At 67.9% G+C, this 16,194-nt stretch carries 15 protein-coding genes; 4 read left to right on the top strand and 11 right to left on the bottom strand.

The window, feature by feature from the left end; translation table 11 throughout:
• Window positions 1-193: 193 nt before the first annotated feature.
• The 5 genes from H5407_RS04405 to H5407_RS04385 all read right to left on the bottom strand — a co-directional run bounded on the left by H5407_RS04405 (window position 194) and on the right by H5407_RS04385 (window position 5,484).
• Window positions 194-1,702: a tripartite tricarboxylate transporter permease gene (locus tag H5407_RS04405; protein ID WP_183103196.1), complete on the bottom strand. Its 1,509-nt coding sequence runs from the start codon at window positions 1,700-1,702 to the stop codon at window positions 194-196.
• Between the two features lie 9 nt (window positions 1,703-1,711).
• Window positions 1,712-2,173, bottom strand: a complete 462-nt coding sequence (locus tag H5407_RS04400) for a tripartite tricarboxylate transporter TctB family protein (protein ID WP_183103195.1) — start codon at window positions 2,171-2,173, stop codon at window positions 1,712-1,714.
• Window positions 2,174-2,281: 108 nt separating this feature from the next.
• Entirely contained in the window at window positions 2,282-4,075 is a 1,794-nt protein-coding gene (locus H5407_RS04395; protein ID WP_183103194.1) for a GspE/PulE family protein, read from the bottom strand.
• Window position 4,076: 1 nt separating this feature from the next.
• Window positions 4,077-4,904 (bottom strand): spermidine synthase, encoded by an 828-nt coding sequence (locus tag H5407_RS04390; protein WP_255501055.1) that lies wholly within the window; start codon window positions 4,902-4,904, stop codon window positions 4,077-4,079.
• On the bottom strand, window positions 4,852-5,484 hold the full coding sequence (locus H5407_RS04385) for a DNA-deoxyinosine glycosylase (protein ID WP_404935587.1): 633 nt from the start codon (window positions 5,482-5,484) through the stop codon (window positions 4,852-4,854). The genes H5407_RS04390 and H5407_RS04385 overlap by 53 nt, the downstream gene beginning before the upstream one ends.
• A gap of 33 nt (window positions 5,485-5,517) precedes the next feature.
• Between H5407_RS04385 and H5407_RS04380 the strand changes: the two genes are divergently transcribed.
• The gene (locus tag H5407_RS04380) at window positions 5,518-6,327 is read left to right on the top strand and encodes a mechanosensitive ion channel family protein (protein WP_183103193.1); all 810 of its coding nucleotides are present in this window, start codon (window positions 5,518-5,520) and stop codon (window positions 6,325-6,327) included.
• A 15-nt stretch (window positions 6,328-6,342) separates the two neighbouring features.
• Here H5407_RS04380 and H5407_RS04375 read toward each other — a convergent pair whose 3' ends face one another.
• The 6 genes from H5407_RS04375 to polA all read right to left on the bottom strand — a co-directional run bounded on the left by H5407_RS04375 (window position 6,343) and on the right by polA (window position 13,749).
• The gene (locus tag H5407_RS04375) at window positions 6,343-6,969 is read right to left on the bottom strand and encodes a GNAT family N-acetyltransferase (RefSeq protein ID WP_220800462.1); all 627 of its coding nucleotides are present in this window, start codon (window positions 6,967-6,969) and stop codon (window positions 6,343-6,345) included.
• Between the two features lie 47 nt (window positions 6,970-7,016).
• Window positions 7,017-7,835, bottom strand: coding sequence for a TatD family hydrolase (locus H5407_RS04370; protein WP_183103192.1), 819 nt, complete (start codon window positions 7,833-7,835; stop codon window positions 7,017-7,019).
• Window positions 7,836-7,851: 16 nt separating this feature from the next.
• A complete protein-coding gene (gene purU / locus H5407_RS04365) occupies window positions 7,852-8,721 on the bottom strand; it encodes a formyltetrahydrofolate deformylase (protein ID WP_183103191.1) in 870 nt (289 codons plus the stop codon).
• Window positions 8,722-8,766: 45 nt separating this feature from the next.
• Window positions 8,767-9,459 (bottom strand): ABC transporter ATP-binding protein, encoded by a 693-nt coding sequence (locus tag H5407_RS04360; RefSeq protein ID WP_183103190.1) that lies wholly within the window; start codon window positions 9,457-9,459, stop codon window positions 8,767-8,769.
• The gene (locus H5407_RS04355) at window positions 9,452-10,708 is read right to left on the bottom strand and encodes a lipoprotein-releasing ABC transporter permease subunit (protein ID WP_183103189.1); all 1,257 of its coding nucleotides are present in this window, start codon (window positions 10,706-10,708) and stop codon (window positions 9,452-9,454) included. The genes H5407_RS04360 and H5407_RS04355 overlap by 8 nt, the downstream gene beginning before the upstream one ends.
• 263 nt (window positions 10,709-10,971) lie before the next feature.
• Complete coding sequence (polA, locus tag H5407_RS04350) at window positions 10,972-13,749, bottom strand: DNA polymerase I (RefSeq protein ID WP_183103188.1); 2,778 nt, start codon at window positions 13,747-13,749, stop codon at window positions 10,972-10,974.
• 85 nt (window positions 13,750-13,834) lie between these two features.
• On the opposite strand from polA, the gene H5407_RS04345 reads away from it, so the two are divergent.
• The 3 genes from H5407_RS04345 to H5407_RS04335 are packed head-to-tail and all read left to right on the top strand — an operon-like array spanning window position 13,835 to window position 16,084.
• Window positions 13,835-14,203: a hypothetical protein gene (locus H5407_RS04345; protein WP_255501054.1), complete on the top strand. Its 369-nt coding sequence runs from the start codon at window positions 13,835-13,837 to the stop codon at window positions 14,201-14,203.
• A 39-nt stretch (window positions 14,204-14,242) separates the two neighbouring features.
• Window positions 14,243-15,223 (top strand): homoserine kinase, encoded by a 981-nt coding sequence (locus H5407_RS04340; protein WP_183103187.1) that lies wholly within the window; start codon window positions 14,243-14,245, stop codon window positions 15,221-15,223.
• The gene (locus H5407_RS04335) at window positions 15,224-16,084 is read left to right on the top strand and encodes a BPSS1780 family membrane protein (protein WP_183103186.1); all 861 of its coding nucleotides are present in this window, start codon (window positions 15,224-15,226) and stop codon (window positions 16,082-16,084) included.
• The last annotated feature ends 110 nt before the right edge of the window (window positions 16,085-16,194 follow it).

The raw sequence follows: 16,194 nt of genomic DNA, 5'->3' as shown, positions 1-16,194 counted from the left end.
ATCGAAATCCTTTTGCGTCTTCACTGCCTCTGTTCGCGCTTCGTTTCAAAGCACTGCATCAGCAGCGAAGCCTTAGACTGTAGCACAGCTTTTTCGGCCTGCGCAAGAGATTCGAGAGAAATTCCTGAGGAAGGCCTCACTGCCTTCCTCCTGCCTTCCGTGACCTCTTTCGCGATCAGGCGGTCGAAGCTGCTCAGTCTTCCTGGAAGGCCTCTTCCCGCTTACTGCGGATGGTGGGCAGCATCACCACCAGGACCAGCAGTACGGCCGCACCTAGCAGGCCGGCAGACAGCGGCCGGCTGACAAAGGTGCCCCAGTCACCGCGGGACAGCAGCAAGGCTCGGCGCAGATTCTCTTCCATCATGGGCCCCAGGATGAAGCCCAGCAGCAGCGGGGCCGGCTCGCAGCTGAGCTTGTAGAACGCATAGCCCAGTAGCGCGAAACCGGCGGTCAGGAAGACGTCGAAGCTGTTGTTGTTCAGCGTGTAGGTGCCAATGCAGCAGAAGGTCACGATGGCCGGGAACAGGAAGCGGTAGGGCACGGTCAGCAGCTTGATCCACATCCCGATCAGCGGCAGGTTCAACACCACCAGCATCAGGTTGCCCACCCACATCGAGGCAATCAGACCCCAGAAGAGCTGGGGATTGCTGGTCATCACCTGCGGGCCGGGCTGGATGCCCTTGATCGTCATGGCACCTACCATCAGGGCCATCACGGCATTGGGCGGGATACCCAGTGTCAGCATGGGGATGAAGCTGGTCTGCGCTCCGGCGTTGTTGGCGCTCTCGGGCCCAGCCACGCCCTGGATGGCCCCCTTGCCAAAGGCATGGCGGGGCCGGCGCACGACCTTCTTCTCAAGGGTGTAGGCAGCAAACGAAGCCAGCAGCGCACCGCCGCCAGGCAACACTCCCAGCACGGAGCCCAAGGCTGTACCGCGAATGACCGAGGGCCAGGCGTCCTTGAAGTCCTCGCGAGTTGGCCACAGACCCTTCACTTCCTTGGTGAACACCTCGCGGTGTTCGGCAGGCTGGCCAAGGTTGGCGATGATCTCGCCGAAGCCGAAGACGCCCATGGCGACGACCACAAAGCCAATGCCGTCTGACAGCTCCGGAATGTCAAAGGAGAAGCGTGGCGTTCCCGAGATCACGTCAGTGTTGATCTGCCCCAGCAGCAGGCCCAGCACGATCATGGCGATGGCCTTGACCAGGGAGCCCGAGGCCAGCACCACAGCACCGATCAGACCCAGGACCATCAGCGAGAAGTACTCGGCCGGACCGAACTTGAAGGCCATCTCGGTAAGGGGCGGCGCAAAGGCAGCAATGATGATGGTGCCCACGCAGCCCGCGAAGAAGGAGCCCAGACCCGCCACAGCCAGTGCCGCGCCAGCGCGCCCCTGACGTGCCATCTGGTAGCCGTCGATGGCCGTCACCACCGAGCTGGATTCGCCCGGGACGTTGATCAGGATGGCCGTCGTCGATCCACCGTACTGCGCGCCGTAGTAGATGCCGGCCAGCATGATCAAGGCCGGGGTTGCGTCCAGCGAATAGATGGAGGGCAGCAGCATCGCGATGGTGGCCACCGGACCTAAGCCGGGCAGCACGCCGATCAGCGTGCCCAGCATGCATCCCATGAAGGCGTACAGCAGGTTCTGGAAGGTCAGCGCGGTCTGGAATCCGAGCAGGAGGTTGTCAAGCAGACTCATGGGCACTCCTCAAGCCAGGAACACAGGCCAGACAGGGATGGTGAGCTTCAGTCCCCAGACAAAGATCACCCAGCTACCCACCGTCAGCACCACGGCGTTGATCAGTGCGTCTCTCCAGTGGAACTCATCACCAGCCAGCGATGAGACGAAGATCAGCAGCGGCAACGTGAGCACCAGCCCCAGCTTGGGCAGCGCCAGGCCGAACATCGCGATGGCGCCTACGATGATCAGCAGCGGGCGCCAGGCAATGGCGCCGATGCGGTCTCCGTCGGGCGACTCGATGGTCACCGCCTTGAAAAGGACCAGGCCGCCCAGCAGGGCCAGCAGGATGCCCAGGCCGAAGGGGAAGTAGCCGGGGCCAGGTTTTGCCGAGGAGCCGAAGCTGTATTCCGTGGCGCCCCAGGCAAAGGCCAGGCCGACCAGCAAAAACAACAGACCGGACCAGAAGTCTCTTTGGCTCTTGATCTTCACAGAGCGCCTCTCATGCAGTTGTCGGACGATTCTAGGCAGCGCTCCGCGCTCCCCGTCTGTGGTTTCCACGTAAGCGCAACAGGATGGGCGAACGGGCGGACGACGGGGTCAATGCTCCCACTGCGGAGTGCTGCGCAGCACCTCGTCCAGCGTGGTCTGCCCTTCGGCCACCTTCATGGCACCGGCCAGGCGCAGGGGGCGCAACCCTTCCTGCATGGCCTGGCGGCGCATGGCCGGCATGTCGGCCTGGGCGTGCAGGTGCTTGCGAACACCCTCGCTGAGCATCAGCAGCTCATAGAGGCCCGCACGGCCGCGATAGCCGGTGTTGCGGCATTCCAGGCAGCCGACCGGCTTGTAGGCATGCACCGTGCCGTTCATCCGCCAGGGCCTGAGGGTTTCGTTGAGGGTCTCGGCAGTGACGCTCTCATCGGGCTGCTTGCAGTGCTCGCACAGCGTGCGGACCAGGCGCTGCGCCAGGACGCCGATCACCGTGGCGTTGATCAGATAGGCCGGCACCCCGAGGTCCAGCAGCCGCGTGACGGCGGACACCGAGTCGTTGGTGTGCAAGGTGCTGAAGACCAGGTGGCCCGTCAGCGAGGCCTGGACCGCCATCTCGGCCGTCTCCAGGTCGCGGATCTCGCCGACCATGATGATGTCCGGATCCTGGCGCATGAGGGCCCGCAGCCCCTCGGCAAAGCCAAAATCGATGGCGGTCTGCACCTGGGTCTGGTTGAAGGCCGGCTCGATCATCTCGATGGGGTCCTCGATGGTGCAGACGTTGACCTCGTCCGTGGCCAGGCGCTTGAGGGTGGAATAGAGGGTCGTGGTCTTGCCGCTGCCCGTCGGGCCGGTAACCAGAATGATGCCGTGCGGCTTGGCCACCAGCTTGTTCCAGCGATCGGAGTCGTGCCGGGAAAAACCCAGCTCGCTGAGGTCCTTGACGGCGTTGTCCGGGTCGAAGATGCGCATCACCATCTTCTCGCCGAATGCCGTGGGCAGGGTCGAGAGACGCATTTCCACCTCCTCGCCCAAGGGGTTGCGCGTCTTGATGCGACCGTCCAGCGGTCGGCGCCGCTCCACGACGTCCATGCGCCCCAGCAGCTTGATGCGCGAGGTCATGGCGCCGAGCACCGGTGGAGGCAGCTGATAGACAGTGTGCAGCACGCCGTCAATGCGGAAGCGGATCAGGCCGATCTCCCGCCGCGGCTCCAGATGAATGTCGCTGGCACGCTGGTCGAAGGCATACTGCCAGAGCCAATCGACCACCTGCACGATGCCCTGGTCGTTGGCATCGAGCTGCCGGTTGGAGCGTCCCAGCTCGACCAGTTGCTCGAAGCTGGCGGACGGGGCCACGGCGCCCGACTTCGCGGCCTCCCGCACGGACTTGGCCAGGGTGAAGAACTCGGTGGTGTAGCGCGAGATCTCATTGGGGCTGGCGACAACCAGCTTGATCTGCTTGCGCGTGTGCGACTCGATCTGAGCCACCCAGCCGGTGTCGAAGGGTTCGCTGGTGGCGATGGTGATGTCCAGCAGCCCGAACTGGATGGGCAGGCAGCGCTTGGCCTCGGCATAGCTGACCGACATCACGTCGGACACCCGCCCTACGTCCACCTTGAGTGGATCGATGCGCAGATAGGGCAGGCGTGCACGCTCGGCCAGCCAGGCGGTCAGCGCCTCCACGTCCAGCAGCTTGCCATTGGACTGGCGGTGCAGTCCGGCGCCGGCCAGGCGCAGCAGCGGGTGCTGCGCGCTGTCCCCGGCACCGAAGCGCTGCTCCACGCGCTGGGCCGCCTCAGCATCGATGACGCCGTCCTCCTGCAGCCAGCGCAGCAGGGGCCGCCATTCCAGGCGCCCCGCCGGCTGGGCCACAGCAGCGGATTCACTCTTGGATGCACTGTTCATCTCAGGCCTTTTCCGCTATCTGGGCAATGATGCTCATCGGCAAGGGGCGCACGAGGCGCAGCCACTTGCGCGCCGGCAGACCATGGCTGCCATAGCGCTCCTCGATCTTATCGGCGCGGCGCTCCAGCTCTTCGCGATCAGGCACCTGCACGCCACGGGCCGCCACCACCACGGTGTTGCCCTCTTTGGTGGGCGCGAGGCTCCAGACCTGGTCGCTGCCGAACACACGGGCAATGCGAGAGGCGCTGCGGGCGAAGCTGGCGGCTCGCCCGAAGAGGTTGACTGTCATCAGGCCCCCGTCGGCCAGCACACCGCGGCAGGCGGCATAGAAGTCCTCGTCGTCCAGCACGGGCGAGGCGGCATCATGGTCGTAGAGATCCACATTGAGCACCTGCACCGTCTGCAGGTTCGTGGGATCAGCCACCCAGCGGGCGGCGTCTTGGTTCAGGACAGTGAGGCGCTCGTCGTCCTCGGGCAGGTGGAACCAGCTGCGGCAGGCGGCGATCACGGTAGGGTTGATCTCCACAGCCGTGGTCTGCATGCGCAACACCTTGTGGCTGAAGCGGGTCAGCGCCGCGGCACCCAGGCCCAGTTGCACGGCATGGCCTTCGCGCAGGGACTCGGCATCACGCCACAGCATCCAGGCCATCATGCGCTGGATGTACTCCAGCTCCAGCACCTGGGGCTTGCGGATGCGCATGGCGCCCTGGACCCAGATGCTGTCCAGGTGCAGGAAGCGGACGCCGTCGAACTCCGACAGCGTGGCATGCGTCCATTCAGGGCCGGCCGTGCGGCCGCCGGCTTCCTTCGTCTTCTTCTTGAGGCTCATCCAGCAATCCAGCAAAAGCAAAGACCTCGCGCCATGCCTGCAGCTTGCGCTCGAAGCTCCAGCTGGCATTGGCCGGGCTGGTCGAGGGCAGGCGCAAGACGGGCAGGCCGAGGGCTTGCGTGACGCGCAGGCTGCGCGCCGATTCCCCGCCATTGTGTGCGATTGCCCGCAGCTGCGGGAGCCTGCTCACCAGCGCTTGCAAATCATTGGGCGCGGCGGCGCGAATGTCGGCGTCCAGGCTGCCCTCGCGCTGGCAGCTGGCGTAGACGTCCCAGACGGCCAGGCCGCGACGGGCCACCCAGTCGCAGCGTTCCCTGTAGGGCATGGCACGCAAGTCCTGACCCCACAGCGCCGACAGCAGCGGCCAGAACTGGTTGCGCGGGTGGCCGTAATACTGCTGCGCGGCCAGCGAGGCGACACTGGGGAAGCTGCCCAGCACCAGAAGCCTCGCATGGGGCGAGGCCAGCGCGGGCAAACCCTGGAGCACAGGAGCGGCCGCGGCCGCTTCAATCGATGGGGCCGTCGTGGCAGCTGGCCGCACTGTCATCCGGCCGGCGGCCTGGGGCGTTCGTCGTGCCATGTCATTCATTCAAAAACACGGAGGATTGCAATGATGAATACCGAAGCCATCTGGGATTTCCTGAGAACCCAGGGCATGGATTTTGGACTCAAGGTCCTGGCCGCGCTGGCCGCCTGGATCATCGGCCGCTGGGTCATTGGCCTGGTGCTGCGTCTGATGGGCGCGGCGCTGGAGCGCGGCAAGCGCATCGATTCCACGCTGTCCACCTACCTGCGCTCCATCCTGTCGGTGATCCTGAACATCGTCCTGGTGCTGGCCATCCTGGACATCTTCGGCATCCACACCACCTCCTTCGCCGCCCTGCTGGCTGGCGCTGGCCTGGCCATAGGCACCGCCTGGGGCGGCTTGCTGACGCACTTTGCCGCCGGCATCTTCATGCAGGTGCTGCGCCCCTTCAAGGTGGGTGACTTCGTGCAGGTGGGCGGGGTCACGGGCACCGTGCTGGAGATCGGCCTCTTCGGCACCACGCTGGTGACGCCGGACAATGTGCAGACCATCATTGGCAACAACAAGATCTTCTCGGACACCATCCAGAACTTCTCCAGCCTGCCCTTCCGCCGCGTGGACTGCGTGGCCAAGATTGCCAACAGCGTGGACCCGCTGGACGCCATCGCCCGCCTCAAGACGGCCCTGGCCCAGATCCCCAACGTGGCCAGCTCGCCCGCGCCGGACGTCGAGATTCTCAGCTTCACGCCCGAAGGCCCCCTGCTCTGCGTGCGGCCCTACACCCACACCGACCACTACTGGCAGGTCTACTTCGACACGCACAAGGCCGTGGTCGCGACCTTCGGTGCGGCGGGCTACCCGGTGCCCGAGACGCCCATCACGCCGCGCAACCGCTGAAGCCAGCGCTGCCGCTCAGTCCGGCAGCGCCGCCGTCGAGAACGGCGACAGCACGGACCAACCCAGAGCCGCATAGAGCGCCCGGCCCTGGTCCGTGGCCACCAGCAGCTCGGTGGCCTGCGCGTCCCGCTTGCAGCCTCCCAGTTGCTGCATCAGCAAGCGCCCCAGGCCGCGCCGCTGGTGGCCGGGCTCGGTGATGATGCGGTCGTAGATGAACACCCCGTCCAGCTCGGCGGCGTGGCCGCTGGCCGCCAGCGTGCCGTCAGGCGCCAGGATGTGCACGGCGGCGAGGCCGCCCGCGCAGCGGACCGCCAGCCGATAGCCCGTCGGACAGACCGGTGCAGGCGCGTGCCCATGCCCAGGCCCCACCATGAGATGCCCTGGCTCGGACAGCAGCCAGCCCGCAGGCAAGGCCGCCAGCAGATCCGCGGCGTCGCCACAGAGCTTGATGAAGTGCCGCGGCTGGGTGATCGAACGCGCCAGCCGGCCCAGCTCAGGCGTCACCTCCGGAAAGACCCAGCGCCGGACCTCCGCATCCGAGTGCACGTCCACGCGATAGCCCCCCGCCTCGTCCACCGGCGCCGGCAGCCCCCGCGCCAGCGAGCGTGCCGCCAGCCAGGCCCGGACCATCCGGGCGAGCAAGGCTGGCGCCGGGCGGCCGCCCAATACATTTCCCGCATTCACGGGCCTCATGGGAAGCCCACCGAGGCCAGACGCGGCAGCGCGGCCCGGGCATTGGCCAGGGTCAGCGCAGCCGTCTGCGCCAGATTCCAGCCGCGCAGTTCGGCCAGGGCCTGGGCGATGCGCGGCAGCTCGGCCGGCTCGTTGCGGGTGGTTTCACCCGCAGCGCGCTGGGCCGCCGTCCTGTAGAGCCATTGCGGAGGGATGTCAGGCGCATCGGTCTCCAGCACCAGCGCCTCGGCCGGCATGGAGGCCGCGAGGCGCCGGATCTGCAGAGAGCGATCGAAGGTCAGCGTGCCGCCAAAGCCCAGGCGAAAACCCAGCTGCCAGAAGGACTGCGCCTGCTGTTCGCTGCCGTTGAAGGCATGGGCGATGCCGCCCGTCGCGGGAATCCGGCGCAGGCCCGCCAGCAGTTGGTCAGCGCTTCGCCGCACATGGAGCAACACGGGCAGGCCCTGCTCCCGGGCCAGCTTCAGCTGCGCCAGGTAGCACTGCTGCTGCCGTTGGGCATCGATGCCCGCCACGAAGAAGTCCAGGCCGATCTCGCCCACGGCCACCAGGCGGGGGTCGTCGCGCCAGGCCCGCAAGCGGTCGGCGAGCAGGGTCAGGTCTTGCTCACGGGCCTGCATCACATACAGCGGATGGATGCCCAGCGCGTAGGTGAAGCCGTGGCGATGGGCCAGCTCGTGCACGCTGTCGAAGTCAAAGGCCGCGACGGCCGGGATCACGATCTGCCGCACGCCGGCCTCGAGGGCGCGCTGCACGACGGCCTCCCGGTCCGCATCGAACTCGGCAGCGTCGAGGTGGCAATGGGTGTCTATCCACATGCCCGCGGCCCCGGCCTCAGCGGAAGACCACCGTCCGGTTGCCATTCATCAGCACGCGGTGTTCGGCATGCCACTGAATGGCGCGGGCCAGGGTCACGCACTCGGTGTCGCGGCCGATGGCCACCAGCTGCTCGGGCGGCATGCTGTGGTCGATGCGGGCCACCTCCTGCTCGATGATGGGGCCTTCGTCCAGGTCCGAGGTCACATAGTGCGCCGTGGCGCCGATCAGCTTGACGCCACGCTCGTGGGCCTGGTGATAGGGCCGCGCGCCCTTGAAACTGGGCAGGAAGCTGTGGTGGATGTTGATGGCGCGGCCCGAGAGGTACTCGCACATCTCACCCGAGAGAATCTGCATGTAGCGGGCCAGCACGACGAGGTCGATGCGGTTCTCCTCGACCACCTCGCGGATCTTGCGCTCCTGCGCGGCCTTCTGCTCCGGCGTGGAGTTCAGCAGCGGGAAGTGGTGAAAGGGGATGTTGTGCGAGGCGGCCAGTTGGTAGAAGTCCCGGTGGTTGGAGACGATGGCCGGGATCTCGATGGGCAGATGGCCCGTCTGCACACGGAAAAGCAGGTCGTTGAGGCAGTGCCCCAGCTTGGAGACCAGCAGCAGCACGCGCGTCTTGGTCTCGCGTCCGACCAGCTCCCAGTCCATCTGCAGCTGCTTTGCCAGGGGCGCGAAGGCCTCGCGCAGGGCCGGCACGGCCGTGGCACGGCCGCACTCGAACTCGATGCGCATGAAGAAGCGCTGGTGGTCGGCGTCCCCGTGCTGAGCCGAGGTCAGGATGTTGCCGCCCTGCTCCAGCAGAAAACCCGTCACGGCATGGACGATGCCGGCCCGGTCCGGGCAACTGAGCTTGAGGATGTAGCGGGGCGGGACAGCAGACATGGGGCCTCCAGGACAGTGGGGCACCGATCCTACTGCAGCCCGCGCTCAATCCTGCTGGAGTCGCCCGCCTACGAGGTTCAAGCGGGTTTCACAGCGTGCGGCCAGCTGCTGGTCATGGCTCACCATTACGAAGGCCGTGCCCTGGCTGGCCGCCAGCTCCAGCATCAGGCCGAAGACAGCATCCGCCGTGCTGCGGTCCAGATTGCCGGTGGGCTCGTCTGCCAGCACGCAGGCCGGGCGGCTGACCAGGGCCCGGGCGATGGCCACACGCTGGCGCTCGCCGCCCGAGAGCTCGGCCGGCCGGTGCATCGCGCGCTGGCCCAGGCCCACGCGCTCCAGCATGGCCCGCGCCTGCGACCGCGCCTCGGGCTCGGGCTGGCGGCGGATGCGCAGGGGCATGGCCACGTTGTCCAGGGCGGTGAATTCAGGCAGCAGGTGGTGGAACTGATAGATGAAGCCCAGGTGCTCGTTGCGCCAGCGGCCCTGCTCGGCGGGGTTCATCTGGGCGAAATCACGGCCCATCAGCTGGACGCGGCCGCTACTGGGCGCGTCCAGGCCGCCCAGCAGGTGCAGCAGCGTGCTCTTGCCGGAGCCCGAGGCGCCGACAATGGCCAGGGTCTGGCCGCGGCGCACGCTGATGTCCACCCCCGTCAGCACGGTGACGTCGAGCGGGCCCTCCTCGAAGCGCCGGCTCAGCGCCGTGCCCTGCAGCACCAGTTCCTTGGTACGGTCATTCATAGCGCAGGGCCTCCGCAGGTTGCACGCGGCTGGCGCGCCAGCTCGGGTAGAGGGTGGCCAGGAAGGCCAGGACCAGGGAGGTCAGGGCGATGGGAACGATGTCCGACCACTGCGGATCACTGGGCATGCGGCTGATCACGTAGACGCTGCTGGGCAGGAAGCTGGTGTTGAGCAGGCGTTCGATGGCCGGCACGATGGTGTCGATGTTGAAGGCCACCAGCAGGCCCAGGGCGGTCCCGCCGAAGGTACCCATGACGCCTGCCGCCGCGCCCTGCACCATGAAGATGCCCATGATGGACCGCGGGCTTGCGCCCAGGGTGCGCAGGATGGCGATGTCGCTCTGCTTGTCGGTCACCGTCATCACCAGGGTCGAGACCAGGTTGAAGGCCGCCACGGCGACGATCAGCGTCAGGATGATGCGCATCATGCGCTTCTCCAGCTGCACGGCGTCGTACCAGGTGGCGTTGGTGCGGGTCCAGTCGCGCACGCGGATGGAAGGTCCGAAGGTCAGCGAGAGCTGATCGCCCACCTCACGGGCTTGGTGCACGTCGGCCAGTCGCAGCTGCACGCCCGTCGGGCCCTCCACACGGAAGAAACGCTGGGCGTCCTGGATATGGATCAGGGCCAGCGCGCTGTCGTACTCGTAGTGGCCGGCGCTGAAGATGCCCACCACCTTGAACTGCTTGAAGCGCGGCGAGACACCGGCCGGCGTCACGTCGCCGGTGGGCGCGGCCAGTGTGATGCGGTCGCCCTCGCGCACCTGCAGCGCACGGGCCATCTCCACGCCGATCAGCACGCCAAACTCGCCGGGCACCAGGCGCTTGAGCGCCGTGTCCTTGAGCTCGGCCGCCAGCGGGGTCATGGCCGGCTCCAGCGCCGGGTCGATGCCGCGCACGATGGCGCCGCGCATGTCCTCCCCCCGCGCCACCAGCACCTGGTTGGCCACGAAGGGCGCGGCCGCCTTCACCTGCGGATGGCGCTTGGCCTGCTCGGCCAGTTGCTGCCAGTCAGGAAAGCTCTCGCCCTGCCAGCCCATCAGCTCGATGTGCGACACCACCGACAGCATGCGGTCCCGCACCTCCTTCTGGAAGCCGTTCATCACCGACAGCACGATGATCAGCGCCGCCACCCCCAGCGCGATGCCCAGCATCGACACCCCGGAGATGAAGGAAATGAAGCGGTTGCGCCGCCCGCCCCGGCCCGCACGCGTGTAGCGCCAGCCGATCTGCCATTCATACGGTAAATCCATCAATCACCTTGCATGCGCCGCTCGCGCGGCCTTGAACCTGTGAACCCCCAGGAGGGCTCGCCGAAGCAGGCACAGCGCCCTCCCCCCGCCGACGCAGCCCGGCGCCAGGCACGGAGCCCGAGGATCCGGCTCCGCCGGGCCTACGGGCTCGCCCCCCCTGGGGGGCTGAGGCCGGACGCAAACGCCTGGGCGTTTGTGCCTGCCGAAGGGCCAGGCCTCTGGCCTGGCGCGGCCTGCAATGCCGGCGAAGCCGGTAGGGGGGGTCAATGTGCCTCGTCCCAGTTCGACCCGACCCCAACCTCGGCCAGCAGCGGCACCTTGAGCTGGGCCACGCCTGCCATCAGCCGGGGCACCACGGCGCGAATCCAGTCCAACTCTGCCTCAGGCACCTCGAAAACCAGTTCGTCATGCACCTGCATCACGATGCGGCTCTGCTTGCCCTCGTCGTCCAGCGCCTGCTGCACCGCGATCATGGCCAGCTTGATCAGGTCGGCCGCCGTGCCCTGCATGGGCGCGTTGATGGCCTGGCGCTCGGCGCCTGCACGTCGCGGGCCGTTGGGGGACTTGATCTCGGGCAGCCACAGCCGCCGGCCGAAGACGGTGCTGACGTAGCCCAGTTCCTTGGCCTGCTCGCGCGTGGTGTCCATGTACTGGCGCACGCCGGCAAAGCGGGTGAAGTAGCGGTCGATGTAGTCCTTGGCCGCCTTCTGCTCGATGCCCAGGGACTGCGCCAGGCCGAAAGCGCCCATGCCGTAGATCAGGCCGAAGTTGATCGTCTTGGCATAGCGGCGCTGCTCGCTCGTGACCTCGGCCACCGGCACGCCGAAGACCTCGGAGGCCGTGGCGCGGTGCACGTCCAGCCCGTCCTGGAAAGCCTTGAGCAGGCCCGGGTCCTCGCTGATGTGGGCCATGATGCGCAGCTCGATCTGCGAGTAGTCAGCGCTGACGATCACATGCCCCGGCGGCGCCACGAAGGCCTCGCGCACGCGGCGGCCTTCCGCGGTGCGGATGGGGATGTTCTGCAGATTCGGGTCGTTGCTGGACAAGCGCCCCGTCACCGCCACCGCCTGCGAGTAGGAGGTGTGCACCCGCCCCGTCTGCGCATTGACCATCAGCGGCAGCTTGTCGGTGTAGGTGCTCTTGAGCTTGGCCAGGCCGCGGTACTCGAGGATCTTGGCCGGCAGCGGGTAGTCCTGGGCCAGCTTGTCCAGCACTTCCTCATCGGTCGAGGGCGCGCCGGTGGCGGTCTTCTTGACCACGGGCAGGCCCAGCTTGTTGAAGAGGATCTCGCCGATCTGCTTGGGGCTGCCCATGTTGAAAGGCTGGCCGGCGATCTCGTAGGCCTGCTGCTCGATGGCCACCAGGCGCTGCGCCAGCTCGTGGCTCTGGGCCTGCAGGCGCGCGCCGTCGATCAGCACGCCGGTGCGCTCGATGCGCGCCAGCAGCAGGGCCACCGGCATCTCGATCTGGCGGTAGACGAAATCCAGCCCCGCATCGGCCTGCAGGCGCGGCTGCAGCAGCTCGTGCACGTGCAGGCACATCTCGGAGTCCTCGCTGGAGTACTCCGCCGCCCGGGCCACATCGACCTGGGCGAAGGGGATCTGGTGCACGCCCTTGCCGCAGAGGTCTTCATAGCTCAGGCCATGGCGGCCCAGGTGGCGCTCGGCCAGGGCCTCGAGACCGTGGGTCTTGTGCGCCTCCAGCACATAGCTTTCCAGCATGGTGTCGTGCACATAGCCCTGCACGGCAATGCCTTGGTTGGCGAAGACATGCAGGTCGTACTTGACGTTCTGGCCCAGCTTGGCCCGCGAGCCGTCCTCCAGCCAGGGCTTGAGGCGGGCCAGGACCTCGTTCATGGGCAGTTGCTCGGGCGCGTCCGGGCCGCTGTGGCGCAGGGGGATGTAGCAGGCCTCGCCGGGCTTGTCGGAGAAGGACAGGCCCACGATGCGGGCGGCCATGGGGTCCAGGGAGTCCGTCTCGGTGTCCAGGGCCGCCAGGGGCGCGGCCTGAAGGCGCGCCAGCCAGGCCTCGAAGGCGGCCCAGTCCAGGATCGTGTCGTAGCGGCGCTCGATCTGCGCAGCCTCGGCCGGCGGCTCGACGTCCGCGAACAGGTCTCCCGTCGTGCCCGCAGCAGGCTTGGGCGCGGGCGCCGCACTGCCGCCCAGCTCCGCTTCCAGCTCCCGCTTGAGCGTGCGGAAGCCGTAGCGGGTGAAGAAGTCCAGCAGGCCCGGCTTGTCCACCGGCTGCAGGGCCAGGGCGTCCAGGGCCGGCCATTGCGGCACATGGCCGTTCAGGTCGCAGTCCAGCTTGACGGTCACCAGGCGGCGGCCCGTGGGCAGCCAATCCAGAGCCTTGCGCAGGTTCTCGCCGGCCACGCCCTTGATCTTGTCAGCGCTGGCGACCACGCCGTCCAGTGAGCCGTACTCGGCGATCCACTTGGCGGCGGTCTTGGGGCCCACCTTCTCGACGCCGGGCACGTTATCGACGGCATCGCCCATGAGGGTCAGGTAGTCGATGATGCGGTCCGGCGGCACGCCGAACTTCTCCATGACGCCGGCCACGTCCAGGCGCTCGGGCGGCTTGGCCATGGTGTTGATCAGGCTGACGTCGGCATTGACCAGCTGGGCCAGGTCCTTGTCACCCGTGGCGACGACCACCTGGTGGCCGCTCTCGGCGCCCAGGCGGGCCAGGGTGCCGATGGCGTCGTCTGCCTCGATGCCGGGCACCTCCAGCAGCGGCCAGCCCAGCAGCTTCACCACCTCGTGGATGGGGGCGATCTGCGCCCGCAGGTCGTCCGGCATGGGCGGTCGATGGGCCTTGTACTCGGGGTACCAGTCATCCCGGAAGGTCGGGCCCTTGGCGTCGAACACGCAGGCGGCGTGCTCGGCGCCGATGTCATCGCGCAGCTTCTTCATCATGGCCACGAAGCCATGCACGGCGCCGGTGGGCTGGCCCTCGGGGCCGCGCAGGTCCGGCAGGGCATGGAAGGCGCGGTAGAGGAAGCTGGAGCCGTCGACCAGCAGCAGGATGGGTTTGCTCATGGGGGCGCATTGTCACGCAAGGCTTGGCCCGATGCAGTCAGCAGCTCGTGGGGGGGCGCCGCATCCTGCCGCATAGAATCGCCGGATGCAGAACCCGTCCCCAATCCACCAGCCATTGCCGGCCCGGCCCCGGGCGCGGGCTGCCCTGTCCCTGGCCACCGGGCTGATCGCCTGCCTGGCCGCCGCGGCGCATGCGGCCGAAACCCCGGCCGCCCCGCCCCTTCCCCAGGACCCGCCCGAACCCGCGGTGCAGGAGATCCGGCTGGAAGACGACAGCATCCGCATCGAGGAACTCCGCGTGCGCGGCCAGACGGTCAGCGCCAAGGTCAAGCCCAAGGGCAAGGCTCCGGAGTACGAGATCCTGCTGGGCGAGCCCGGCCGCGACCTGAGCCCCGGAGCCGCATCGGCCAAGGCCGGGGCCGGCCAGCGCGTCTGGCGACTGTTCAGCTTCTGACCCGCCGGCGCCGCCCGCGCCGCGCCCTGCCTTCCAGCCATGGCCGTCTTCACCCAAGTCTCCGCCGCCCAGGCCCAGGTCCTCATGGACCGCCTGCAACTGGGCACCGTCACCGACCTGCGCGGCATCACGGCCGGCATCGAGAACACCAACTACTTCGTCAGCACCGAGCGCGGCGACTACGTGCTGACCATCTTCGAGCGCCTGAGCTTCCAGCAACTGCCCTTCTACCTGCGGCTGATGAAGCACCTGGCGGGCTGCGGCATCCCCGTGCCGGACCCGCAGGCCGACGAGGCCGGCGAGATCCTGCACCGCGTGCAGGGCAAGCCCGCCGCCGTGGTCAACAAGCTGCGCGGCGGCCACCAGCTGGCGCCGGACCTGTTCCACTGCGCGCAGGTGGGCGCCATGCTGGCCCGCATGCACCTGGCCGGCCGCGACTTCCCCCTGAGCCAGCCCAATCTGCGCGGCCTGGCCTGGTGGAGTGACACCGTGCCCGTGGTCCTGCCCTTTCTGACTCCCGAGCAGGCCGAGCTGCTCGCCAGCGAGCTGGCCTTCCAGCAGCAGTTGGCGGTCTCGCAGAGCTATGCCGAATTGCCGCGCGGCCCCATCCACGCCGACCTCTTCCGCGACAACGTCATGTTCGAAGGCCTGCCCGGCCGCGAGCAGCTCAGCGGCTTCTTCGACTTTTACTTCGCCGGGGTCGATACCTTCCTGTTCGACATCGCCGTGTGCCTCAACGACTGGTGCATCGACCTCGCCACCGGCCGCCTCGACGAGGCCCGCGCCCAGGCCTTCGTGCAGGCCTACGAGCGCGAACGCCCGCTGAGCGGCACCGAGCACCGCCTGATGCCGGCCCTGCTGCGAGCGGCGGCCCTGCGCTTCTGGGTATCGCGCCTGTGGGACTACCACCTGCCCCGCGAGGCCTCGCTGCTCAAGCCGCACGACCCCACCCACTTCGAGCGCGTGCTGCGCGAGCGCCTGGCGCGCGCCTGGCACGCCCTTGTCCCTCAGGAACGCTGAATGGCCCTGACCCTCCATCTGCAGAACGTCCCGCCGGCCAATGGTCTGCTGTGGGTGCGCCATGGCTTCAAGATCGTGCAGCGCGCGCCGCTGGGCATGGTGGGCCTGTTCTCGGCGCTGATGCTGCTGAACCTGCTGACCCTGGCCCTGCCGGCGCCGCTGCGCTTCCTGCTGCTGGCCACCATGCCGCTGTTCTCCCTGGGCTTCATGCTGGCCTCGCACCTGGTGCTGCAGGGCAAGCGGCCCGTGCCCAGCGTCTTCATCGCGCCCCTGCAGCTGACGGCCGAGCGGCGCAAGACCCAACTGGTGCTGGGCTTCAGCTTCGCGCTCCTGACCGTAGGCGGCCTGCTGCTGCTGGACCAGCTGGACGGCGGCGCCTTCGGCACGGCCTTGGACAGGTTCATGGACGCCATGGCCAAGGCCAGCCAGGACGGCGGCAAGCAGCCGGCCGAGTTGCCCGCGCCCGACCCCGCCCTGTTCAGCGGATTCCTGCTGCGCCTGGCCTGGATCGCCCTGATCAGCACGCCCTACTGGCATGCCCCCGCCCTGGTGCACTGGGGCGGCCAGGGCGCGCTGCAGGCGCTGTTCTCCAGCACCCTGGGCGTGTGGCGCAACCGCGGCGCCTTCTCCGTCTACATGCTGGGCTGGCTGGGCGTGCAGATCGTCGCCAGCCTGGCCGGCGCCATGCTCAGCGCTGCCTTTGCGCTGGCGGGGCTGGAGGCCCTGCTGCCCCTGATGGGCATCGTCGCGATGTATGCACTGGGCTCGGCCTTCTACGCCTCGCTGTACTTCACCTTCGTGGACTGCTTCATGTTCGGCGCCCCCAAGGACGTGCTGGCCCACCCTCCGCAACAGTCGTGAGTGCGGGCGAGGCTCACGCGTGCGCCACCGGCCGCGCGGGAGCATCGACAGCGGGTCACCCATGAAAAAGGGCCCGGCGCATCCCTGCACCAGGCCCATTTCAGTGGGAG

Source organism: Mitsuaria sp. WAJ17 (assembly GCF_014174515.1).
Lineage (GTDB): Bacteria > Pseudomonadota > Gammaproteobacteria > Burkholderiales > Burkholderiaceae_C > Roseateles_B.
This window is presented reverse-complemented; position numbering and strand designations above follow the sequence as displayed.